This is a genomic window from Burkholderia pyrrocinia (assembly GCF_001028665.1).
In the GTDB taxonomy this organism is placed as follows: domain Bacteria; phylum Pseudomonadota; class Gammaproteobacteria; order Burkholderiales; family Burkholderiaceae; genus Burkholderia; species Burkholderia pyrrocinia.
In genome coordinates this window covers 586824-609764 of the sequence record NZ_CP011505.1, presented here as the reverse complement: position 1 = coordinate 609764, position 22941 = coordinate 586824, and the positions used below count along the sequence as shown (strand labels likewise).

15 protein-coding genes and 1 pseudogene are annotated in these 22941 nt (G+C 65.2%); 6 read left to right on the top strand and 10 right to left on the bottom strand.

What is annotated here, in order from left to right; genetic code table 11:
• Window positions 1–4 precede the first annotated feature (4 nt).
• The 4 genes from ABD05_RS32825 to ABD05_RS32810 all read right to left on the bottom strand — a co-directional run bounded on the left by ABD05_RS32825 (window position 5) and on the right by ABD05_RS32810 (window position 3918).
• Window positions 5–532, bottom strand: a complete 528-nt coding sequence (locus ABD05_RS32825; protein ID WP_047904301.1) for a flavin reductase family protein — start codon at window positions 530–532, stop codon at window positions 5–7.
• Between the two features lie 5 nt (window positions 533–537).
• Window positions 538–1776, bottom strand: coding sequence for a styrene monooxygenase/indole monooxygenase family protein (locus ABD05_RS32820; RefSeq protein ID WP_047904300.1), 1239 nt, complete (start codon window positions 1774–1776; stop codon window positions 538–540).
• A 61-nt stretch (window positions 1777–1837) separates the two neighbouring features.
• Entirely contained in the window at window positions 1838–2626 is a 789-nt protein-coding gene (locus tag ABD05_RS32815; protein WP_047904299.1) for an SDR family oxidoreductase, read from the bottom strand.
• Window positions 2627–2670: 44 nt separating this feature from the next.
• The gene (locus ABD05_RS32810; RefSeq protein ID WP_047904298.1) at window positions 2671–3918 is read right to left on the bottom strand and encodes a dienelactone hydrolase family protein; all 1248 of its coding nucleotides are present in this window, start codon (window positions 3916–3918) and stop codon (window positions 2671–2673) included.
• 353 nt (window positions 3919–4271) lie between these two features.
• Between ABD05_RS32810 and ABD05_RS32800 the strand changes: the two genes are divergently transcribed.
• Window positions 4272–5297, top strand: a complete 1026-nt coding sequence (locus ABD05_RS32800) for an AraC family transcriptional regulator (protein WP_047904296.1) — start codon at window positions 4272–4274, stop codon at window positions 5295–5297.
• Between the two features lie 453 nt (window positions 5298–5750).
• On the top strand, window positions 5751–7943 hold the full coding sequence (locus ABD05_RS32795) for a TonB-dependent siderophore receptor (RefSeq protein WP_047904295.1): 2193 nt from the start codon (window positions 5751–5753) through the stop codon (window positions 7941–7943).
• A gap of 30 nt (window positions 7944–7973) precedes the next feature.
• Here the strand turns inward: ABD05_RS32795 and ABD05_RS32790 are convergent, their stop codons facing one another.
• Window positions 7974–8780: a response regulator transcription factor gene (locus ABD05_RS32790; RefSeq protein WP_047904294.1), complete on the bottom strand. Its 807-nt coding sequence runs from the start codon at window positions 8778–8780 to the stop codon at window positions 7974–7976.
• A 1143-nt stretch (window positions 8781–9923) separates the two neighbouring features.
• On the opposite strand from ABD05_RS32790, the gene ABD05_RS32785 reads away from it, so the two are divergent.
• Entirely contained in the window at window positions 9924–13517 is a 3594-nt protein-coding gene (locus ABD05_RS32785) for a YadA family autotransporter adhesin (RefSeq protein ID WP_047904293.1), read from the top strand.
• Window positions 13518–13746: 229 nt separating this feature from the next.
• Here ABD05_RS32785 and ABD05_RS32780 read toward each other — a convergent pair whose 3' ends face one another.
• A complete protein-coding gene (locus ABD05_RS32780; RefSeq protein ID WP_047904691.1) occupies window positions 13747–14166 on the bottom strand; it encodes a DUF1810 domain-containing protein in 420 nt (139 codons plus the stop codon).
• A 320-nt stretch (window positions 14167–14486) separates the two neighbouring features.
• Between ABD05_RS32780 and ABD05_RS32775 the strand changes: the two genes are divergently transcribed.
• Window positions 14487–17246: a UPF0182 family membrane protein gene (locus tag ABD05_RS32775; RefSeq protein ID WP_047904292.1), complete on the top strand. Its 2760-nt coding sequence runs from the start codon at window positions 14487–14489 to the stop codon at window positions 17244–17246.
• 36 nt (window positions 17247–17282) lie between these two features.
• On the opposite strand, the gene ABD05_RS32770 is transcribed toward ABD05_RS32775, so the two are convergent.
• Window positions 17283–18653 (bottom strand): MFS transporter, encoded by a 1371-nt coding sequence (locus tag ABD05_RS32770; protein ID WP_047904291.1) that lies wholly within the window; start codon window positions 18651–18653, stop codon window positions 17283–17285.
• 132 nt (window positions 18654–18785) lie between these two features.
• On the bottom strand, window positions 18786–19319 hold the full coding sequence (locus ABD05_RS32765) for a P-loop NTPase family protein (RefSeq protein ID WP_047904290.1): 534 nt from the start codon (window positions 19317–19319) through the stop codon (window positions 18786–18788).
• Between the two features lie 271 nt (window positions 19320–19590).
• Between ABD05_RS32765 and ABD05_RS39165 the strand changes: the two are divergent.
• Together ABD05_RS39165 and ABD05_RS39590 are read left to right on the top strand one after the other, a co-directional pair.
• A pseudogene (locus ABD05_RS39165) lies at window positions 19591–19803 on the top strand (SDR family NAD(P)-dependent oxidoreductase); the annotation flags it as partial.
• Window positions 19787–19924: an SDR family oxidoreductase gene (locus tag ABD05_RS39590; protein ID WP_420796376.1), complete on the top strand. Its 138-nt coding sequence runs from the start codon at window positions 19787–19789 to the stop codon at window positions 19922–19924. The pseudogene ABD05_RS39165 and the gene ABD05_RS39590, both read left to right, overlap by 17 nt.
• Before the next feature lie 401 nt (window positions 19925–20325).
• Here the strand turns inward: ABD05_RS39590 and ABD05_RS32755 are convergent, their stop codons facing one another.
• On the bottom strand, window positions 20326–21417 hold the full coding sequence (locus ABD05_RS32755; protein ID WP_141685133.1) for a hypothetical protein: 1092 nt from the start codon (window positions 21415–21417) through the stop codon (window positions 20326–20328).
• Window positions 21418–21880: 463 nt separating this feature from the next.
• Window positions 21881–22912: an ABC transporter substrate-binding protein gene (locus ABD05_RS32750; protein WP_047904287.1), complete on the bottom strand. Its 1032-nt coding sequence runs from the start codon at window positions 22910–22912 to the stop codon at window positions 21881–21883.
• Window positions 22913–22941: the final 29 nt, after the last annotated feature.

Below are 22941 nucleotides of genomic sequence, written 5' to 3'. Positions count from 1 at the left end.
CTAATCAAATGGCGCGTGAAAGATCGGGGTGATCGGCGATCGCACGATACTGGCCGGCATGAAACACGAGCGGCGCCTTGCCGAACGCGTCGAACTGCTCGATCTCGCCGATGAAGAGCAGGTGATCGCCGCCTTCGTAATGACCGACGTTGCGGCACACGAAACGCGCGCTCGCGCCGTCGAGGCAGGGCACGCCGCCGCTGTCCGAATCCACGTGAAGCACGCCGTCGAACTTGTCGACGCTGGGCGTCGCGAAGCGGCGCGACAGGTCGATCTGGTCGTGCGCGAGGATATTGATCGCGAAATGGGTGGCCGCGACGAAATCCGGCCGGCTCGGCGCCACCTTGCGCAGGCTCCACAGCACGAGCGGCGGATCCAGCGACAGCGACGAGAACGAGTTGGCGGTGAGGCCCACCTTGCGTCCGTCCGCCGCGCACGTGGTGATCACGGTGACGCCGGTCGGGAACTGCCCGAACGCGGCACGCAACTGCTTCGGGTCGATGGTCGGGCTGCAGGTAACGGTCGTTTCCATGTCGGTTACTCCGAACGGGTACTGTGTTCGCGGATCAGCGCCGCGCACGCCGACGGCTCGAACCACCACGGCGAGAACCGGCGCGGATCGTCGAAGCCGTCGACGAGCGCGGCGGCGAGCGACGGCAGCTGACCGGCCGCGCCGAGCAGTTCGAGAATGTGCGGCGGCGGCGGCGTGAGCAGCGAGTTGGTCCAGCGCACGACATGCTGCGCGTAGGCCCAATAGCCTTCGAACGTCTGCTGCATCCAGTCCTCGCCAAACGGCGCGGCATCGCGTGCGACGATTGCGTCGAAATACGCCTTCGCGCATTTCGCGGCGTTGTTCGAGCCCTGTCCGGTGATCGGATCGTTGACCACCACCGCATCGGCCATCCCGAAGATCGTGCGGCCCGACGGCAGCCGGAAGAACGGCTTGCGCACCGTCGGCGCAAAGCGCCCGGACAGCGTGCCGTTCGGGTCGGTGAGCTCGACGTCGCGGCAGCGCTCGAATTCCCACGGCAGATACTGCTGCAGGAACGACAGGCTCCTGTCGAGGTGCTGCTCGGGCGTCTTCACGTCGGCCCAGCAGTCGAGCGGGCCGCCCGGAATGCCTTCGAACACCATGATTTCGCATGGGCCCGTCGTGGTCAGCGCGGGGAACACGAAGTACTCGCCGATGCCGGGCAGCAGGTTGAAGCGCACGCGCGAATACGGCTGGCTCGGCGTCATCCCTTTCACGTAGGTGAGGGCCAGCGCGCGTTGCGGGCGGTCGAACGCGCTGCGCGCGTCGTCGCGGCCGAGCAGGTTGACGATTTCGCCCTTGCCGGCCGCGAGCAGCACGAGATCGTGGCTGCGCGCCAGTTCCTCGAGTTCGGGCACGCCGACGTCGCAGATGCGTACGTCCGCGCCGCGGCGCCGAACGCCGTCGAGCCAGTCGGCCATCTTCACGCGCTGGTCGACGGACTGCGCATAGCGGGTCAGCCGCGACGACCAGTCGATCGCCTTGCGGCCGTTGCCGTCCGGGTGCGGCACCGCGATGCCGATGCCTTCGACGGACGGGCACGCTTCCTCCCAGGTGTTCAGGCCGAGATCGCGCTCGATCTGCAGCGAGGTATGGAACATGCACTGGCTCGACATGACCTTGCCGGCGCGGATCTGCTCCGCGTCGCGGTTGGTCGCGAGCGTGACGTGGTAGCCCTGGTCGAGCAGGGCGAAGGCGAGTTGCAGGCCGGACTGGCCGGCGCCGACGATAGCGATGCGTCTCATGAGAGTGTCCTCGGGTGGCCGGAATCCGGCCGGAATGGTTGCGGGAAGCGGCGGCGGGCGGTCATTCCGCCAGGCGCGGAATGGCCGGCACCGCCTGTTCGGGGCCCATCGCGGAATAGCCGCCGTCCACCGCGTAGTCGGCGCCGGTCACGAAGCTCGCCGCGTCGCTGCACAGGAACGTCACGACCTGCGCGACCTCCGACGGATCGCCGACCCGGCCGAGCAGATGAAACGGCGCGGCGACGCGATCGGTTTTCGCGCGGTCGCCGCGCGTCATCTCGTCCATCACGCGCGACCACGTCCATCCCGGCGACACCGAGTTGACGCGAATGCGATCGGGCGCGAGATCCATCGCCATGCTGCGCGTGAGCTGGCGGATCGCCGCCTTGGACGTCGGATACAGCCAGCGGCCGGTTTGCGCGCACTGGGCCGAGATCGAACTGAAGTTCACGATCGCTCCGCCGCCGCGCCGCGCCATGTGCGGGTGAACGGCCTTCGCCAGCATCGCCGCCGACACGACGTTCACGTCCATCGCGGCGAGCCAGTCGTTGCGGGTCGCGTGGATGCCGTTGTCGACGTAGCTGCATGCAAGGTTGACGAGCACGTCGATCGCGCCGAACCGCTCGGCGATGGCCGATACCGCACGCTCGATCGCGCGGTCGTCGGTGATGTCGATCGCGACGAACATCGCGCGTTCGCCGAGCGAATCGGCGACGCGCGCGCCGTTCTCCGTATCGAGATCGAGGATCGCGACGCACGCGCCGGCGCGGGCCAGGTCCTGCGCGACCGCGGCGCCGATCAGCGTGGCGCCGCCGGTGACGATCGCGACTTTGCCAGCAAGGGCAGTCATGGGGTATCTCCCGGTATCTATCGTCAGGTGAGGGAAGGGCCGCGTCAACGCGCGCCCGTCGACGGCTCGCTGTCCTGCCAGCGGCGCATCAGGCCGTTCGACGGCACGGTCTCGTCGAGCAGCTTGCGGGCCGTTTCGACGCCCGCGACCGGCAGGCCGGCCGGATCGAGCAGGCCGACCTGCACGAGCACGCTCGCCTGATCCCAGTAGATGTGTTCGTGATAGAGCTTGTCGCCGCGAAACTGCACGATCGCGATGAGCGGGATCTCGACGCGCTTGCCGGTCGGCGCGACGCCCGGCAGCATCCAGTCGATCTCGGTGGTGTGCGTGAAGCAGAACAGCAGCTCGTCGACGATCTGGCTCGCGCCGACCGTGCGCGAGATCGGCGTGATCGTGGTGTCGGGCGGATTCGCATGCACGAAGTGATGCGTGTAGAAGCGCTTGAGCTCGTCGTGGCCGACGCCGCCCGTCAGCGTCGGAATATGGTTGACGTACGGTTCGGCGACCATCGTGGCCATCGTCGCGTCGACGTTGCGCGTGTCGAATTCGTGCTGGAGATGGGTCTCCCACAGCGCGGAGAGGTCGTAGTGCGGGCCGAGCGCGGCGCGGAACGCGGCGATCGATCGCTGATGCGCCATGATCGCGGCGGCCTTGTCGAAATGATCGCCGCCGATGCGCGCGAACGCGTGATCGACGCCCGGATAGACATACACTTCGACGCCGTCGCGCCCGGACAGCGCTTCGGCGATACGCTGCTGCGCGTCGGGCGGGCAGAAGCGGTCCTGCCCGGCGATCTGCAGCACGAGCCGCCCGCGCAGGTGCGCGGCCTCGTCCAGCGCATGCTCGATGCCGACGCCGTAATAGCTGACCGCGGCGGCCACGCCCGACAGCCGGCACGCGGCGAGATACGCGAGCTTGCCGCCGAGGCAGTAGCCGAGCACGCCGGCTTCGCGCGTGCATTCCGGCCGTTGCGTGAGCACGCGCAGCGCGGCGCCGATATCCTCGACGCCCTTGTCCTCGTCGAATTCGCGATACAGCGCCATCGCGCGCTCGGCATCGGCCGCGGCGTAGCCGAGTTCGATCCCCGGAGACTGGCGCCAGAACAGGTCGGGCACCAGCACCGTGTAGCCTTCCTCCGCGTAGTAGTCGGCCGTTTCCCGCATGGTCGCGTTCGCGCCGAAGATCTCGTGACACAGCACGATGCCCGGCCCGCTGCCGCCGGCCGGCGTGCTCAGGTAGCCGCGAAACGTTCCGCCGTCTGCCGACGGAATCTCGATGTGACGTCCTTTCATCTGTCCCTCCATGCTGTTCGTTTCAGTGACGGGCCCAGTATTGGCGGACGAAACGTGCGCTTCTATCCGCTTTCTTCGGCCGGTATCCGCGAATTCCGGAAACCTGACGATCCGGCCGCCGCGCGTGGGCGGGCGCGCGGCCGACTGCGGGTATGTGCGGATACGGCAGCCCCGCACAGTTTTCTACGATGCGCGAACGGTCCGATTCTTGCATCGCTTGCGCGGGACTTGCGTGTTCCGATGGCCGGACTGTCCGGATACTCCGGGCGCTATCCGGATCGTGCAACGGGATTCCCCAATACCGGGAACGCATGCACGGCGCGAGTGCGATCGAGCATGACGGGAGAACTTCGATGACTCAAATTTCCGAAACCGGCTGGCTTGCCGACGCCGCCTGTTTCAATCACGGCAACCTGATGCTGCAGTCGGACGATGTCGACGAGGTGCGCGCACGCGTCGCCGACGTGTTCAAGCCGCACCGGCTCACGCCGACCGGCCAGTCGCGCGCGCTGCACAGCTGCATGCATCATGCGCGCTGGGGCAACCTGTCGCTGAACCTGCTCGATTACGGCGGCGGCGTCAGCATCGAGCCGGGGCCGCTCGAGCACTTCTTCCTGTTGCAGATCCCGCTGCGCGGCGACGCCGAGATCGAGTGCGGCGCGACGCGCTTCGTGTCGTCGCCGGGCACCGCGTCGCTGATCTCGCCGACGCTGTCGCTCAAGATGCGATGGGGCGATGCATGCCCGCAAGTCATCCTGCGCATCGAGCGCGAGGTGATGGAGCGTCACGCGCAGCGGCATTTCGGCGACGACCGGCGCGCGCCGGTCGAATTCGAACCGGCGTTCAGCCTGTCGTCGTCGCAGGGGACCTGTCTGGCCCAGATGCTGCCGATCCTCGCCGGCGCGATCGCGACGGATACGCATCCGCTGCGTCACCCGCTCGCGTTCGAGCAGCTCGAATCGACGTTGCTCAACCTGCTGCTGCACGGCCAGCCGAACAGCGCGCGCAACGGCACGCGGCACCTGCCGATGGCGCTCGCGCCGTTCTACGTGCGGCGTGTCGAGGAATACATCCGTGCGCATCTCGACGAGCCGCTGACGATCGAACGGCTCGCCGAGCTCGCCGGTGTCAGCCCGAGCACGCTGTTCGCCGGCTTCCGCAATCGCCACGGAATCACGCCGATGGGCTTCGTGCGGCAGTTGCGGCTGCAACATGTGCGCGAGGAGCTGCTGGCCGACGACACGCCGGGGCTCGCGTCGGTCACCGACGTCGCGCTGAAATGGGGCTTCGCGCACCTCGGGCGCTTCGCGATCGAGTACAAGCGGGCGTTCGGGGAGTCGCCGTCGGCGACGCTGAGGATGCGGCGGGGGCGGAATTGAACCCGTCGTGATGCGCTGGCGCGAACGCGCCGTGCGGCCCGCCGACGAGTCGCTCCCGGCACGACCGCCAGAACGCGATGCAGCGGGGCCGCCCGGGCCCGAACCTTCTCCCTTCAAGGCTTCAGCGAAGCCTGCACGACCGAAGCCGGTATCCGTTGCGTCGGCCCGTTGCCGAACGGCGGACGATCCGTCACGCGTCGGCGTTTCCTGACCTGCCCTCCAACGCGTCGAACCCGGGATTCGCCCGCCCGCGCATTTTTTTTAAAGACCGCGCCACGTTCGACCGGTATGATCGCTGCGCTCGCGAACGGCGCCGTTGGCCAGTGCATGCCGACTCGCGCGCGACCGACATCACCAGCACGACAATCAAGACAGCACAGGACGGCCGCCGACGGCACATCGCTCGTCGACGGGGCCGAACGGGCCGAGACAGCACGACGGAGTATTGAAACGATGTGGACGGAGACAGGGGCAGCGCGACGCGCATGGGCGATCGCTGCCGGGGGAGCGTTGTGCGTGGCCGCAGCGGGCGGCGCGCGCGCGCAGGCGTCGAACTCGGCGGCGGCGCCGCTGGCCGGCACGGCGACGGCCGTGCTGCCGCCAATCGACGTGACGGGAAAGGCCGGCGGATCGTCCGCGGGGCTCGTCGGGCTGCGTACCACCGCCGGCACGAAGACCGACACGCCGGTGGCCGAGATCCCGCAGACGATCAACATCGTCACCGCGCAACAGATCGAGATGACCGGCGCGGCCGACCTGAACCAGGCGCTGCGCTACGTGCCGGGTTTCTCGACGTTCGGCGCCGACAGCCGGACCGACTGGTATGCGGCGCTGCGCGGCTTCACGCCGACGCTGTACGTCGACGGCGTGCCCGCGCCGAATACGGCCGTCATCGCGAACTGGCGTGTCGACCCGTACACGATCGACTCGATCGCGGTGCTTCGCGGGCCGACGTCGGTGCTGTACGGCGCGGGCGAGCCCGGCGCGATCGTCGACGCACACACGAAACTCGCCGACGGCGAGCGCGTGCGCGAAGCGGGCATGCAGATCGGCAACGACGCGCGCAAGCAATTCATGCTCGACGTCGGCGACCGGCTCGATCCGGACGGCCGGTATGCGTATCGCTTCGTCGGCGTGGCGCGCGACGGCAATGCGGTGACCGGCCCGAACGGCGACCGTCGCGTTGCGCTCGCGCCGTCGTTCCGGTGGCGGCCGAACGCCGACACGTCGCTGACGTTCTCCGCGTCGTTCCTGCAGGACCACGGCGACATCTCGTCGAACTTCCTGCCGGCGTCGGGCACGGTGCTGCCGAACCCGAACGGTCGCCTGTCGCAGGACATCTACATGGGCGACCCGGCGTTCAACGACTACCGGAAGAAGCAATGGTCGCTCGGTTTCGCGCTGGAGCACCGCGTGAATGCGATATGGACGCTGCACCAGGACGTGCGCTGGTCGCACCTGTCGCTCGACGACGCGACGGTGTTCGGCAACGGCCTGGTGCCCCGCAGCACGACCAACATGATGCGTTTCGCGGGGCTGTTCCAGCTCAACTACAGCCGGCTCGACATCGACAACCACGCGCAGGCGCGCTTCGGCACGGGGCCGCTCGAACATACGCTGCTGCTCGGCGCGCAGTTCGACCGGCAGACGACCACCAACAGCGTGTGGCTCGCGCTGGCGCCGTCGCTCAACCTGTACCACCCCGTCTATCGGCCCGTCACGGCCGCGATTTTCTCCGGCCCGACGTCGCTCGGCCACGTCGATCAGTACACGGCGATGAACGGATTCGGTGCGTACGCGCAGGACCAGATCCGCTGGCAGCGCTGGACGCTGACGCTCGGCGGCCGCGAGGACTGGGTAAATGCGCGGTTCGACGACCGGGCGGCCGGCAAGCAGACGCAGCAGGACGTCAGTGCGTTCTCCGGGCGGGTCGGGTTCACCTATCAGGGCGATGCGGGGTTGTCGCCGTACGTGAGCTATTCGACGTCGTTCGATCCGGTGATCGGCGTGCGGATGGTTGGCGGCGGCCTGCCGAAGCCGACGCGCGGCACGCAGACGGAAGCCGGGCTGCGCTGGCAACCGCCCGGCAAGAATCTGATGCTGAACGCGGCTGTCTACCAGATCGACCAGACCAACGTCGTGACGCCGACGCCGGTGAGTCTCGATCCCACCGGCACGACGTCCGTGCAGACCGGCAAGGTGCGCTCGCGCGGCATCGAGCTGAGCGCGGTCGGCAAGGTGACCCGCGAGCTGTCGATCGTCGCGTCGTATGTGTATCAGGACGTCAAGAACGTGCAGGCGAACGACGCGTCGCTGAACCACTGGCCGGTGGCCGTGCCGCTGCCGCGGCAGATGGCGTCGATGTGGGCCGACTGGACCTGGCATACGGGCGCGCTGTCGGGCCTCGGGATCGGCGCCGGCGTGCGCTACCAGAGCGCGTTGGCCGGCGCGCCCGACAATTCGCTGACGGTGCCGAGCACGACGCTGTACGACCTGGCGATGCACTACGAGATGCGGCACTGGCGGTTCGCGTTGAACGTCGCGAACCTGTTCGACCGCCGCTACGTCAGCGGCTGCTCGTCGTACGCCGTGTGCGTGTTCGGCAACGAGCGGACCGTGCTGGCCAGCGCGAAATACAACTGGTAGCGGGTCGTCGCGTGCACGCCGAACGCGGGGCTATGCGCCGCGTTGCGGTTCGCGGTTCGCAGCGCGCCGGCCCGCGTGGCGCTGGCGCCGCCACTCGGTCGGCGTGATGCCGAAACGTTCGCGGAACGCGGTCGCGAAATTCGCCGGCGTGGAAAAGCCGATTTCCTTCGCGATGCTGGCGATGCTGAGCGACGTCGAATCCAGCAGGTCCTGCGCGATCCGCAGCCGCTCTTGCCGCAGGTACTCGAACACCGTCTGGCCGAGATTGTCGCGAAACGCGCGCGACAGCCGCTTTTCATGCGTGCCGACCGCACGCGCCAGTTGCTCGACCGTCGGCGGATCGTTCAGCGTCCGCGACAGGTGGCGAATGGCCGCGCGCACGATGATGTCGTCGTCCTTGCCGGCCGCGAACGGATTCTCCGTATCGACAGGCCGCTCGCGCAGGGTCCGTGCCAGCTGCACGCGAATCCGCGCGAGCACTTCGGCCGGCTCGAACGGCTTCACCACGTAGTCGACGCCGCCGATTTCGAGCCCTTCGAGGCGTTCGTGCAATTCGCTTGCAACGGTCAGGAAGATGACCGGAATCGCGCTCGTCTGCGGGTCGGCAGCCAGCAGCCGGCACGCGGTGAAACCGTCCATGCGCGGCATGCGGACATCCATCAGGATCAGGTCGGGCATCTGCGCCTGCGCGCGCTCGCACGCCTGCGCCCCGTCGGATGCGATGCTGATCCGGCAGCCCGTGCCGCGCAGGATGTCGATCAGCAAACGGAGCTGGTCGGGCTGATCGTCGACGATCAGGAGATGGGCGTCGCTCAATGCGGAGATCGATGGGGACATCGTGCACCTGTTCTGGAAAGGCGACTGGCTGAGATCCCGCGGGTGGCCTGCCCGGTTCGGGGAATCGTCGGAAGCCGCTCTATGACGACGCGCAAACGCATCGCACGCTCGCATCGGTATTCGGATTGGGCCGGACTGCGCGGCAGGCAACCGGTTGGCGCATCACACGGCGTTCGTTGTTTTGATCGCTGAGCCGGTAAAGACGCGGACGATTGCCGTGGTCGCGTCGTGAATGGTCGCGGCTGCCGGTATCGATGCGAGCGGAATTGTAGGAGCATATTTCGAATCCCGCCAGATGGGTTGTCGATATTCGCGCCATGTCGTTTTATGCAGCCGCGGAATGTGCCGCGGTTTGTGTCTGCCGTGTTGCCGCGTTGATGTTCGTCAAAAAACATGGATTCGACGTGTGTCCGGCACGCAATCGCGCAGTCACGCCGACTCTCCGGTCGCGACTTGTTGGCTTCCATTTAATTCAAATCCGCTTCGGCAAAGTATTTATACTCTCCTAAAAAGATTCCTATTAATCGATATTATCCGCAATCGTTTGCGAGGCGATCATGTTTTTTGTAACTCGTTGAATATATTGAATTTTGCAATCTATAAACAATGCCGCCTTTAATAATAATCGATCGTGTCTCATAATTCGTCCGAACTTTGAGCGACGGATAGCGCAGGACAACGGAAGGCACCGCGAACCGCGACGGACGTTGCGCGATTCGAATCCGAAGCATCGGTTGATGCATGCCTGAACGAACGTCCTGCGCATGGAAACGGAAATCCGGTTGCCGGAGATGAAATAAAAGAAACGGGGTTGGTCGCAGTCGGCACGACGTCAGATTCTGGGTAGTTATAACGACGGGTTGAATCTCCGGATTCGGTCGGGGGCAACTCGTCCACAAATAACAATACGTATTCCTAATGCATGTAACGAATTAACGGAACGGGCCGTCAAGAGACGGCGTGCCCGGGCTCTCGAACGCCTTGTCGATTTGGGCGGTCGGTGCGTGTCGCGTTCGACACGGCCGGGCCGGGCATCGTGAACGGGTTCCGCACTGAAGTCGTAATCGCAATCGAAGTCGAATCTGTCAATAAAAGTAAGTAGTCCGTATTCAAACATTACGATACAAAACGGAGCAGAACAGCATGAAGAGGAACCAGATTTCGGCGCTTGTCGCCGCCATGTTCACGGGTGCAGGCGTGTTGATCGCGGGAGTCGCGCACGCGGACAATTTCGTCGACCGTGGCAACCCGGACAACGCGTTGAACGGCCAGTGCATCGACGGCACGAATCCGCTCTGCGTGGCAACGAAGAGCGGGAGTTTCGTGGCGGTGAGCACCTCGAACGTCACGCAGGGAACGAATGCCAAGGCCGGCACCAGCGGTATCGCGATCGGCGACCAGTCCAACGCAAGCAGCAAGGGCGGCAGCAGCAGCGGCGGCGCGATTGCGATCGGCGTCGGCTCGCAGGCGCTGGCGAATTCGGCCACGGCGATCGGCACGGTGGCGGTCGCGCAAGGCAATACGTCGCTCGCGGTCGGCCGTCAGTCGGCCGCAATCGGCGATTTCTCGATGGCGCTCGGCAACGTCGCCGATGCGCACGGCACGAGCTCGATCGCGCTCGGCCACTCGGCGCTGGCCAGCGGCGATCGCTCGATCGCGATCGGCGGCGCCAACCCGACGTCGAGCGATGGTGTGTCGAACGGCGCCGCGTACGACGCGGCGACGCAGACGCGCGCCGGCGGCACGCAATCCGTGGCGATCGGTGCGGGTGCGCAGACGAACGACAACAACCAGGTGGCGATCGGCTCGGGCAGCGTCGGCGCGAACAACGGCGGCACGCCGGTATTCGGCGGCACGGCCGCACCGGTCGGCGGTGCGGTGTCGTTCGGCGCGGTCGGCAACGAACGCCAGCTCAAGAACGTAGCGGCCGGCGCGGCCGATACGGACGCCGTCAACGTCCAGCAGTTGAAGAACGTGAACAGCGCGCTCAGCACCGGCATCGGCAACGTCGACGCGCGGGTAACGTCGGTCGGCAATTCGCTGTCGACTTCGATCACGAACGTCGACCAGCGTGTGACCAACGTGGGCAACAGCCTCAGCACGAGCATCGTCTCGGCGACGAAGAACGTCGTGAAATACACCGACGATTCGCATGCGGCGATCACGCTCGACGGCAACAACGGCACCACGATCGGCGGCGTCGCGGCCGGTGTCGCGGATACCGACGCGGTGAATGTCGGCCAGTTGAAGGGCAGTGTCGCGCCGCTGCAAACGTCGATCTCGACGGCGGCTTCGAACATCACGAACCTGCAGAACAGCGTCTCCGGCATCAACACGTCGCTGAGCACGGCGGCCTCGAACATCGGCAACCTGCAGGCGGCCGATACGCGCAACGTGAAGTACGACGGCGCGAGCGGGTTCGACTCGGTGACCTTCGCCGGCGCCAACGGCACCACGCTGCACAACGTCGCGGACGGCAAGGACGTGCACGATGCCGTCAACGTCGGCCAACTGAACGGCGGCCTCGCATCGCTCAGCACGAGCGTGACGAACAACCTCAGCACGACGCTCGGCAACCTGAGCACGTCGATCACCAGCCAGATCGGCAGCGCGACGAAGAACGCGGTGCAGTACGACGACGACGCGCATGGCGGCGTCACGCTCGGCGGCAAGGGCGCGCAGGCGCCGGTCGGCCTGCACAACGTCGCGGACGGCATCGCCGCGGGCGACGCGGTGAACGTGGGCCAGCTCGGCAAGGCGACCGACACGCTCAACCAGTCGATTACGACGCTCGGCAACCAGGTGACGACGAATACGGGCAACATCGCCGCGCTCCAGCAGGATGCGCTCCAGTGGAACCCGAGCCTCGGCGCCTACGATGCAAGCCACGGCGGCAACGGCCCGCAACGGATCAGCAACGTCGCGGCCGGCAAGAACGGTACGGATGCAGTCAACGTCGACCAGTTGACCGCGGCAGTTCAGAACGGCACGAGCCAGCTCGATGCGCTGGCCGTGAAGTACGACGATGCGAGCAAGCGGCAGGTTTCGCTCGGCGCGGGCAACGGCGGGAGCCCGGTGCGCGTGACCAATGTCGCGGAAGGCAATGTGGCGTCCGGCAGCACGGATGCGGTGAACGGCGCGCAACTGCGCCGCGCGACCGACGGCACCGCGGCCGCGCTGGGCGGCGGCGCAACGGCGAATCCGGACGGCTCGATCAGCGCGCCGGCCTATAAGGTGGGCGGCGGCTCGTTCAACAATGTCGGCGACGCGCTGACGAACCTCGACGGCCGGGTCGGCAGCAACACGACGACGCTCGAGAATCACGAAACGCGCCTCGGCAATGCCGAAACGAACATCGCCGGCAACACCGCCGCGATCGCCGGGCTGCAGCAGGACGCGCTGCAGTTCGACCCGAAACTCGGTGCGTACAGCGCGGCGCGCGGCGGCGCCCCGACGAAGCTGACGAACGTGGCCGACGGCAACGTCGCCGCCGGCAGCACGGACGCAGTGAACGGCGGCCAGTTGTCGGGCGTGAAGTCCGATCTTCAGCAGCAGATCACGCAGGTGTCGAACCAGACCGGCGAAGCCGTGAAGAACGTCGTCAAGTACGACGTCGACACGAACGGCAACCGGTTGAATTCGGTGTCGCTCGTCGGCGGGGACGCGAACTCGGCGGTCGTGCTCAAGAACGTTGCCGCGGGCACCAGCGACACCGACGCGGTGAACGTGAAGCAGCTGAAGAACGTGCAGTCGAACCTCAACCAGCTCGGCGCGCTCGCGGTGCAGTACGACGACAGCTCGAAGAGCACGATCACGCTCGGCGGCGCCGGCGGCACGCGCATCACCAACGTGAAGGCCGGCACGCTCAGCGCAACCAGCACGGACGCGGTGAACGGCTCGCAGCTCTACGCGACCAACCAGCAGGTGTCGAAGAACACGACCGACATCTCGAACCTGCAGGGGAACGTGACCAATATCGCGAACGGCAAGGCCGGCCTCGTGCAGCAGCAGGATCCGAACGGCGCGGTCACGGTCGGGAAGGACACGGGCGGAACCAGCGTGAACTTCTCGGGCACGGCGGGCGACCGCGTGCTGACCGGCGTCGCGGCGGGCGTGCACGACAACGATGCGGTCAACGTCGGCCAGTTCAACAACGCGTTGAAGAACGTGGCGGCCAACGACAAGATTCGCGCGGCGGCAACCGATGCGAACACGACGTGGATCGCGCGCGCCGATGCGGGGGCGATCGGGTCGACGGCGACGGCAACCGGCAAGAACGCGGTGGCGGTCGGTCAGGGCTCGGTCGCCGATCGCGACAATTCGTTCTCGGTCGGCGCGAAGGGCAGCGAGCGCCAGATCACGAACGTCGCGGCCGGGACGGCGCCGACCGACGCGGTGAACGTGCAGCAGCTGAACGACAACCTCACGTCCGCTTCGACGCAGGCGAAGAACTACACCGACCAGCGCATCGGGCAGGTGTACAACTCGTTCAACGACCTGAAGAAGGACATGTACGGCGGCGTCGCGTCGGCGATGGCGGTGGCCGGCCTGCCGCAACCGACGGGCGCGGGCCGCTCGATGGTGTCGGCGGCGACCTCGAACTATCACGGCCAGCAGGGCTTCGCGGCAGGGTACTCGTACGTGACGGAGAGCAACCGCTGGGTCGTCAAGGCGTCGGTGACCGGCAACACCCGCTCGGACTTCGGCGCGGTGGTCGGCGCGGGTTATCAGTTCTGATACAGGTCGCACAGCGTCGAACGGCCGGGGTGCCGGGCAAGGTTCGTGAAGCCCGGTACCTGCGGAAGACTCGTGGCCCGAGGTCAGTGTGTTGACCTCGGGCCATCGATGTTCGACGGGTTGCCTGAAATCAACGCATCGGGAAATATCGAATCTCCTCGATGGATATACATGGGCGGAAGATCAACGACCACGTCGCTACGTCGAGGTTCATTCGGGCCGGCACCGCCTAGATTCGCGCGAGCGTGTTGTGATCGCCCTCGCCGCCGAAGTATTTCTCGAGCGCCTCAATGAACACCGTGTTGTCGGCAGTCGCATGCGCGAACAATGTGACCGACGAGCGGAATTTCAGGTAATCCGGATACCCGAAAATCGTCTGGATCGAACTGCCTTCGACCTGATTGACCAGCCGTGTGCATTCCCGCAGCCTTTCGCCGAGCAGCGGATGCTGAAGATACGCGACGGCTTCGGCCAATGTCGAGATCGCGTACCGTTGCGCCATCGCGCTGTCGCCAAGCCCTTCGATCTGCGGAAACACGAACCACATCCAGTGGCTTCGCTTGTGTCCGTTCTTCAGCTCGTCGCATACCTGCGCATACACCGAATTCTGCGCGTCGACAAAGCGCTGAAGATCATGGGGATCGTCCATTTCGCCCTCCGTCCGTTCCGGCGCGGCAAGCCGCCCGAGCACTCATTGTGAGCGTGACCAGGATGGCGTGCAAACGCCCCGTTGACCGTGTGCCCACCCGGCTTCGCATCGCGTCCCGCGAGCGGGATCGAACGAATTTGCTGCACTGCGCTGCGATCGCTCGTCCCCGGCGACGTCGCGCCTGCCGCCGGATGGCGACGTACCGGCAACGGGCGTAGCATTCAGACATGCGGCCGGCCGCGATCCTGACCGACGGATCGGCGGCACACCCCGATCGGGTCGCAGCCGGCCACGCATGACGGCCCGGCAAAGGAGCCTCGATGCGCTCGCAAGCAACGTCCGTCTCTCGCCTGAAACGCTATGGGATCGCGGCTGCGGTCGTCATCGCCTGCCTGATCGTCATCGGGCGCATCACCGGGGTCCTGGTCGACTGGCTGTGGTTCTCGTCGATCGGTTATGCCGCCGTTTTCTGGACGATCCTGTCCACGCGGGTGCTGCTGTTCGTCACGGTGTTCGCCGTGGCGGCGGGCGCGATCGGCGCGTCGGGGTTACTCGCGCATCGCCATGCAGGGCCCGTCGATGTCTGGCCGGTCGAGGACACTGCGTCGACGCGCGAGGAGGAAGTCCTTCTGGCGCTGGCAAGAGACGTCGCGTCGCGCATTCCATGGCGCGTGGTCATTGCCGCCGGTGCCGCCTTCCTCGGGCTTGCGATCGCCGCCGGTGCGATGTCGAGCTGGGACGTTGCACTGCGCTATCTGCATCAGGTGCCGTTCGGCGCGCACGATCCGATCTTCGGAAAGGACATCGGTTTCTATCTGTTCGCGCTACCCGCCTGGATCGTGCTGAAGAACCTGCTGCTGCAAGTGGTCGTGTGCTGCGCGATCGCCGCAGGCATCGTCTACTGGCTGCGCGGCGACATCACGCTGCGGCGGCCGAAGGGGCTCTCGTCGGCTGCCGCCGTTCACGGTTCCGCGCTACTGGCGCTCTTCTTCGTGCTGAAGGCGTGGTCGTGGTGGCTCGAGCGCTTTCTGCTGCTCTACGACAACAACGGCGTCGTGGTCGGCGCCGGCTATACGGATATCCACGTGATGCTGCCGGTGCTGTGGCTGCTCGTCGGCCTCGCCACCGCGTCGGCCGTTGCGATGCTGGTCAACATGCGCCGGCCCGGTTATCGGCTGCCGGCCGCTGCGCTGCTGCTGGTGTTCGGCACGTCGTTTGCGCTCGGCATCGTCTATCCCGCGCTGTTCCAGCGCTTCTACGTCAAGCCGAGCGAGCTGCAGCTCGAGACGCCCTATATCCGGCACAACATCGCGTTGACGAGGCAGGCTTACGGTCTCGCGCAGATCGAGGTCAAACCGTTTGCGGCCGAGCGGGGCCTGAATCTCGCGGCGCTGCAGGCCAATCGCGCGACCGTCGACAACATCCGCCTGTGGGATGTGCAGCCGCTGATGGATACCTATGCACAGTTGCAGGAGATCAGGACTTACTACAAGTTCTTCTCCGTCGATATCGATCGCTACCGGCTCGACTCCGGCTACCGGCAGGTCATGCTGTCGGCGCGCGAACTGGAGCAGACGATGCTGCCGGAGAACGCCCGAACCTGGGTGAACCTGCATCTGCTGTTCACTCACGGAAACGGCGTCGTGATGTCGCCGGTCACGGAGAAATCCACGGAAGGCTTGCCGTCGCTCTATCTGCGCGACATTCCGCCGGTCGCGGATGGCGGACCGGTAATCGACGAACCGCGCATCTACTTCGGTGAAGGCGGGCAGGGTTATGTGATCGTGAAGGGCAGCGTGCCCGAATTCGACTACCCGAAGGGAGACAGCAACGTCTACACGTCCTATAGCGGGCGCGACGGTGTCGCGATCGGCGGCGCGGCGCGGCGCAGCCTCTTCGCGTGGCAGTTCGACGATCCCAACATCCTGCTGACGCACTACATCACGAACGACAGCAGGATCCTGTTTCACCGCAACATCCGGGACCGGATCCGCACGATTGCACCGTTTCTCGCGCTCGACCACGACCCGTATGTCGTGGCCAGCAACGGCCGCCTGTTCTGGATGCAGGACGCCTATACGACCAGCCGCTGGTTTCCGTATGCGCCGCCCGGTGTCGGCGACGGCGCCAACTACATTCGCAACGCGGTCAAGGTGGTGGTCGACGCGTACAACGGCACGGTCGACTTCTACGTCAGCGATCCTTCCGATCCGCTGGTGCGGACGTACGCGCGCATCTTCCCCGGCATGTTCAAGCCGCTCGACGCGATGCCGCAGGATCTGCAACGGCATATCCGCTACCCCGAGGACCTGTTCCTGATCCAGGCGAACCTCTACCGCGCTTATCACATGGATGCACCGGAAGTGTTCTATAACCGCGAGGACCTCTGGCAGTTTCCTCGCGCGCTGGGCGATATCGACGGCGGCGACACCGCGAACACGCGGATGGCGCCGTACTACACGATCATGAGGCTGCCCGGCGACGCGCAGGCCGGCTTCGTGCTGATGCTGCCGATGGTGCCGAGCCAGCGCGAGAACATGATTGCGTGGCTGGCCGCGCGTTGCGACCCGCCCGGGTACGGCAAGCTGATCGTCTACGCGTTCCCCAAGGACAAGCTGATCTACGGGCCGTACCAGATCGAGGCGCGCATCCAGCAGAGCACGGAAATCTCGCAGCAGATCTCGCTGTGGAACCAGATGGGCTCGCGCGTGATCCGCGGCCATCTCGTGGTCGTGCCGATCGAGCACTCGATTCTCTACGTGTCGCCGCTTTATCTGCGCGCGGCGTCGGGCCAGTTGCCCGAACTGAAACGGGTGATCGCGGCCTATGGCGACCGCGTCGTGATGGAGGAAAACCTGAGCGAGGCGCTCGCGGCGCTCTTCAAGGAGACTGGGCCGGGGCCGGCGGCGGCGCCGGCCGGCGGCGCGGCGGATGCGCGCGCCCGCGAGGCGCTGGCCCATTACGACCGCGCGATCGAGCGGCTGAAGGCGGGGGACTGGGCCGGCTTCGGCGCGGAACTCGATGCGCTCCGGCCGTTGCTCGAAGCGCTGGGCGCCGTTCGCGCGGATAACAAGAAATAAGTGGCCTCCTCGATGGCTCGATCGCCGGCCACCCTGTCAGGTCACCGGCGGCGCGTGCCCATGATCCTCCAGACCCCGCGCATCGTCGTATTCCCGCGAAATATCCTTGTTCGTGTAGTCCCCGAGCTTCGATGCGGCGACCAGGCTCAGCACCGCACACATCAGCACGTACACCGCGATCGCATACCCCGAATGGTAGTAGGCAAACAGCGCCGTCGCGATCAGCGGCGCCGGGCCGCCTGCAATGACCGAAGCGAGCTGATACCCCATCGACGCGCCGCTGTACCGCAACCGCCCGGTAAACGACTCGGCAATCAATGCAGCCTGCGGCCCGTACATCATCGAATGCGGGACCAGCGACAGCACGATGGCCGCGAAGATCCATGCCGGATTCCGGCTATCGACCATCGCAAAGTAGAGGAATCCGAACACACCGACGACAGCCGCACCGATCATGTACATCCGCCGCCGCCCGATCAGATCCGACACGTGCCCGAACAGCGGAATGGTGAAGAACTCGACCACGGATGCAACCAGCACCGCCGTCAGCAGCAGTTCACGCGTGACGCCCAGCGCCGTGATCCCGTAAGTGAACACGAATGCCGTGAAGATATAGAACGGCGCCTGTTCGGCCATCCGCGCAAACGCCGACAGCACGATATCCCGCGGCTGCTTGCGCAGCACTTCGAGCATCGGCGTCTTCTCGATCCGGCGCTCGGCCAGCAGCTTCGCGAAGATCGGCGTCTCGAGAATGTTCAGGCGGATATAGAGCCCGATCGCGACCAGCAGGATGCTGAGGACAAACGGCACGCGCCAGCCCCACGCGAGGAAACTGCTGCCGGAAAACCAGCTCATGGCGAGCACGGCGAGGTTGGCGAGGAACAATCCCGCCGGCACGCCGAATTGCGGCCACGACGCGACGAAGCCGCGATGCGCATTGGTGCGCGCCCACTCCATCGACATCAGGACCGAGCCGCCCCATTCGCCGCCGACGCCGACGCCCTGGATGAAGCGCAGCACCGTGAGGAACACGGCGCCCCAGATGCCGATCGTTGCGTAGGTCGGAACGAAGGCCACGGCGAACGTGGCGAGCCCCATCAGCAACAGGGTCACGATCAGCGTGGCCTTGCGTCCGATGCGGTCGCCGTAATGGCCGAAGATCGCCGCGCCGACCGGCCGCGCGACAAAGCCGACGGCATAGATCAGGAACGCCTGCAGCGTGCCGACGAGAGGGTGGGACTGAGGGAAATACAGCTTTGCGAAGACCAGGCCGGTGACCGTGCTGTAGAGGAAAAAGTCATACCATTCGATCGTGGTGCCAATCGTGCTGGCTATGACGGCGCGGCGCAACTGGCGCCGGGCTTCCTCGTCGGAGAGGGGCGTGGCCGCGGATTGCATGGCAGCCATTTTGATATCTCCCGGAAAAGGGCGATAGAGAAATTAACCATACGCCGCGCGATGGGTTCCGGCAAGTGCACGCGGCGTATGGTTTGCCCGGCGTCCCGGACTTTCAGTCAGAAGTCCTGATATATCGCATGCTCAACGACCAGCACGGGCATGCATGTCGATGAACGCGCGGGTGCGCGATGGCTCGGTAATCTCCGTCCATTGCAGATGCGCGTATTTCGGATCGTCGCGCAGGTTGGCGAACTTGACGCGGTTCTTGTCGAACGTGGTAATTGACCACAGCAGCACCGAGTCTTTCGAGAAAAACGCCATCCGCAGCGACTCCCGGTTGCCGTGAAAAAGCTCGGTGCGCATGAGCCCGCGGCTTACCGTGCGCCAGAGTACCCGGGAGAACACCGTCCATCGCCCGAAGTTCAGCCAGACGACGTGCGTGGCTCGCGACCAGAGCACGTCGCGCACCGCGCTGTAGTTCCCGTCGGCGACCCATCGGTCGCCGGCCGTCGCGGCCAGCACGGCGTTTTCGAACTGTTCCGGCGGCACGGCTTTCCAGTCGGGGCCCCAGTAGAGTTGATCGAGTTCGATGTATGAGCAACCAGCAGCGGCCGCCAGTGCACTGGAGAAGGTGGATTTCCCCGATCCGCTGGTTCCGACGACGACGAAGCGCATGTGTTTGACCGCGGTGGAATTTCGAAGCCGCGTATTGTGCCTCATGTGTTGAAGCGGCGGATCGTCACCGATCGGTTTCAGGCGATTCGAGAATCGCCTGACGGATTCCGCTATGCGAGGCCGGTTCAGAATCGCTCGAGACGATTTTTATTGTCCTGGCGGGCCGTTGACCATCGAAAACCCCGCCCGAATTTGATAGCAAGAAACGGCATGCTTGCACGGCCGGATGCGACCAGACTGACAACTGATCAATCCGAACATGAGAAAGACAATGAACGTGCTTGCAAACAAGGTTGCCATCATCACCGGCGCCAGTTCCGGAATCGGACGCGCGACCGCGTTGCTGTTCGCTCGCGAGGGCGCAGCGGTAGTTGTTGCCGCCCGTCGCAAGGCCGAGTTGGAAAGCCTTGTGAGGGAAATCGCCGCACATAAAGGAACGGCGGTCTGCGTCGCGGGCGACGTCAGGGATGAGACTTATGCGCGGACGTATTGCTACGCCGGACGAACTTGCGCAGTCGGTTCTCTACCTGCCTTCCAGCGCCTCGTCATTCATGACCGGCGGGGCGCTGCTGGTTGATGGAGGGGTGTCGATCAATCGCACCTGATGTCGGCGCTTGGGCCCCTTCAAACAGCCCGGAAACGAATTCGGCAACTTCGACGTGAACGCATCGGTCCGTCGCATCACCGTCGCGGTGACCGGCGCGATGAAGCGGGGCGTGGAACCCGAGCCGGTCGTTTTCTACGGCCGCTGATGCGAGTCTGAATCGCTCGTCGGCGTAGGGGGGAAAGCCGTTGCGCGGACGCGGAGGTGTGTCGGCTCCGAGCCGACTGGCGGAGCGGCCATCCGCTCGATCTGCCGTCGACGGATTCCGGTTCGGTCCGCGGCGCGCCACGACGCCAGACGCTGTATCGCGCCTGGCGTCCGCAGAATCGCTTGCGTCACGGCTGGCAAGCCGGGCCGTTGCCGGAACCCGTTACTCGCCAGCCGAAGACGGATTGCTTCTGCTCACTTGAGCGACACCACCATGTTCTGCGTGTTGCCGACGGGGACGTAATCGAAGTTGAGGAGCTTGTCGGTCGATTGCGGTACACCGTCGACGGCGACAACCCGCTTGCTCAGCATGGCCGATTTCTCGAACGCGCTTCCGGCGCCGTAGAGCGTGAATTTGCCCTTGCTCTTCGAATGCGGGGTGGATTGAAAATTGAACAGCGCCTCGGGGTATTTTTTATCGCTCAGGAAATCGAAAGGTTTTCCGCCGGAATACGTTTCGAATTCCACATTGGCATCATGAGCGATGGAAAATGTTGCCGCCGATGCACCGTCATAAAAATCAACCGAGTCGGTGACGAACTTCACATTTGCATCCTCCTGGGCCGCGACTCCCACCCTTTTGCGCAACGTGATTTTCTTGCTCTTCATCGAGCTATTTGCACTCTTTCCGAAGGCGAGCCGCGATTCGGCGATTTCCATCGTGCCGCCCGTCGATTCCATGTCCAGCGAATAATTGCCGCCCGGGAGGTGGGGCAGGAGCGTCGGCGAAACGTAATATTCGCTGAACGTCAGCACGATCTCTTCGGCCCGGACCTTCAACGCGGAACGATCCTTGAGATGCAACCTCTTGGTGCTGGCGTACAGTCGGCAGTCGACCTGATAACGGCTGGCGCCAGCCATCTCCAGATCGAGGAGGAGGTCGATCGACATGCCGAGCAACGGCGGGACAAGACCGCCGGCATTCACCGTATCGAAACGACTGACCTCGAACGAAGCATCGAGAATCCTCAAGTTGACGAACGGATGACCGATGAGTTTGTGCGGATACGGCCCCATCGTGAAATCGACACCCTTCGAATCGCCGGACAACCCGCGCATCACGAGCGCACCGCTACGGAGATCGATTTCGACAGGCGGGATCCCGTCGTCGAAAGTTCCGCCCCACACCGACGACTGCCTGGAAAGCAGCGTCAACGTTCCGGCGGGGGGGATCATCGAGAAGGATTTGCCAGCTTCCTTGTCAAAGGAGGGAGCGATCGATTCATACGGCTCCGGGAAGTTATAAGTCTGGTTTTCATCGGGTTTCCAGATGAAGATGTCCGGCATGATTTTCTCCTGATTCATTCGAACGGAATGTGCGGGATTGTCGAATTTCCCTGCATCAATTTCGACGCCAAATGAAAGATGACTGGCGTTTGATCTCCTCTATTCGAAAAACCTGAAAACTTGAGGCTTGCGAATGAGTGTCACCAATATAGGAGCGCTTTTTTCCGGAATCGATTACACCTGATTACACGGGGTGTCACGCGGGCAGAGTCTGCATGTGCGCACAGATTGCGTCAGGCCGAGGATTACGGCCCGGGATCCTCGCCGGCCTGCAACAGTCAATGCTCATCGAATTCGCCGCGTACCTGCCGTGCGACTGCAAGACGCGGCGCTCGCACGCATGAAAGCGAGCCTCGTCGAGGCCCCGCTACAGCGGCGCACGCGCCGGGCGCCGGGCGCCGACACCGACGCGGCGCCACTCGATGCGTTGCGCGTGCCGGCTGCGCTCGACGGCCGGCCACCCTCAGGGCGACGTCACCAACCGCGGATCGATATACGCGTCGATGTCCTGCGTCTGCTTGTAGACCGCATTACGCACGTTGAACGCATTCGCGTTGCGGGTCGATCCGTAGATCGAATCGAGCCCGTCGCCCTTGCGGAACGCCTGCTTCGCGGCCGTCGCATCGAGCAGGTGCGTGCCCTTCAGCAGCGGCAGATATTGCGCCGGCGTGAGGCCCACGCGGGCGGACATGATCTTCACCGCGTCGGCCTGCGTCTTCGGATCGTTGATGTACGCGACGCAGCGATACCAGACCTTGACGACCTTCGCCCAGTCGGCCCGGCGCGCGGCGAGGCTGGTCGGCGTGACCGTGATCGCGTCGTAGATCAGCCCCGGCGCATCCGCCGACGTGAAGATCGCGCGCGCACCCGGTGCACGTTTCAGCGCCTCGCCGGCGTTCGGTTGCCACGCCGCGACCGCCGCGATGTCGGACGATGCGCCGAGCACCTGCGGCAGTTCGTTGGTCTTCGCGTTGACGAGCGTGACGTCGCTATCCTTCAGCCCGTGCTTCTGCAGCGCGGTTTCGAGCAGCAGGTGATCGACGAGCCCGAGCTCGACACCGACCTTCCTGCCCTTCAGGCCTTCGACGGTCCGCAGCGGCGGCTTCGCGATGATCATGTCGTTGCCGGCGGAATAATCGGTGAGCAGGATCATCACGTTCTTCGCGCCGGACGCGCCCGTGACGAGCGCATCGCCGTTGGTCACCGCGACCGCGTCGAGCTTGCCCGCGGAGAACGCGTCGAGCGACGCCGAATAATCGAACCATTCGAAATCGACGTCGACGCCGGCTTCCTTGAACCAGCCCTTGTCGAGCGCGACCTGGAACGCGACCCAGCCGGGCCAGTCGCTGTAGCCGATTTTCAGCGGTGGAGCCGCATGCGCGGCGGGCGCGGCGAACAGCGACGTCGTGACGGCGACGGCGGCAAACGCATGGCGGACGGAACGGAGGTGCCGGGAGGACAGCAGGCGGCGGAACGGCGAGGCGAGGCGGGTCATCGTTTTCTCCAGGAGACCGGGATCGGGAT

What these genes read in the sequence shown, in the direction of transcription:
- ABD05_RS32825 (WP_047904301.1), bottom strand. Translation starts at nt 532, where the DNA reads ATGGAAACGACCGTTACCTGCAGCCCGACCATCGACCCGAAGCAGTTG.
- ABD05_RS32820 (WP_047904300.1), bottom strand. Translation starts at nt 1,776, where the DNA reads ATGAGACGCATCGCTATCGTCGGCGCCGGCCAGTCCGGCCTGCAACTC.
- ABD05_RS32815 (WP_047904299.1), bottom strand. Translation starts at nt 2,626, where the DNA reads ATGACTGCCCTTGCTGGCAAAGTCGCGATCGTCACCGGCGGCGCCACG.
- ABD05_RS32810 (WP_047904298.1), bottom strand. Translation starts at nt 3,918, where the DNA reads ATGAAAGGACGTCACATCGAGATTCCGTCGGCAGACGGCGGAACGTTT.
- ABD05_RS32800 (WP_047904296.1), top strand. Translation starts at nt 4,272, where the DNA reads ATGACTCAAATTTCCGAAACCGGCTGGCTTGCCGACGCCGCCTGTTTC.
- ABD05_RS32795 (WP_047904295.1), top strand. Translation starts at nt 5,751, where the DNA reads ATGTGGACGGAGACAGGGGCAGCGCGACGCGCATGGGCGATCGCTGCC.
- ABD05_RS32790 (WP_047904294.1), bottom strand. Translation starts at nt 8,780, where the DNA reads ATGTCCCCATCGATCTCCGCATTGAGCGACGCCCATCTCCTGATCGTC.
- ABD05_RS32785 (WP_047904293.1), top strand. Translation starts at nt 9,924, where the DNA reads ATGAAGAGGAACCAGATTTCGGCGCTTGTCGCCGCCATGTTCACGGGT.
- ABD05_RS32780 (WP_047904691.1), bottom strand. Translation starts at nt 14,166, where the DNA reads ATGGACGATCCCCATGATCTTCAGCGCTTTGTCGACGCGCAGAATTCG.
- ABD05_RS32775 (WP_047904292.1), top strand. Translation starts at nt 14,487, where the DNA reads ATGCGCTCGCAAGCAACGTCCGTCTCTCGCCTGAAACGCTATGGGATC.
- ABD05_RS32770 (WP_047904291.1), bottom strand. Translation starts at nt 18,653, where the DNA reads ATGGCTGCCATGCAATCCGCGGCCACGCCCCTCTCCGACGAGGAAGCC.
- ABD05_RS32765 (WP_047904290.1), bottom strand. Translation starts at nt 19,319, where the DNA reads ATGCGCTTCGTCGTCGTCGGAACCAGCGGATCGGGGAAATCCACCTTC.
- ABD05_RS39590 (WP_420796376.1), top strand. Translation starts at nt 19,787, where the DNA reads ATGAGACTTATGCGCGGACGTATTGCTACGCCGGACGAACTTGCGCAG.
- ABD05_RS32755 (WP_141685133.1), bottom strand. Translation starts at nt 21,417, where the DNA reads ATGCCGGACATCTTCATCTGGAAACCCGATGAAAACCAGACTTATAAC.
- ABD05_RS32750 (WP_047904287.1), bottom strand. Translation starts at nt 22,912, where the DNA reads ATGACCCGCCTCGCCTCGCCGTTCCGCCGCCTGCTGTCCTCCCGGCAC.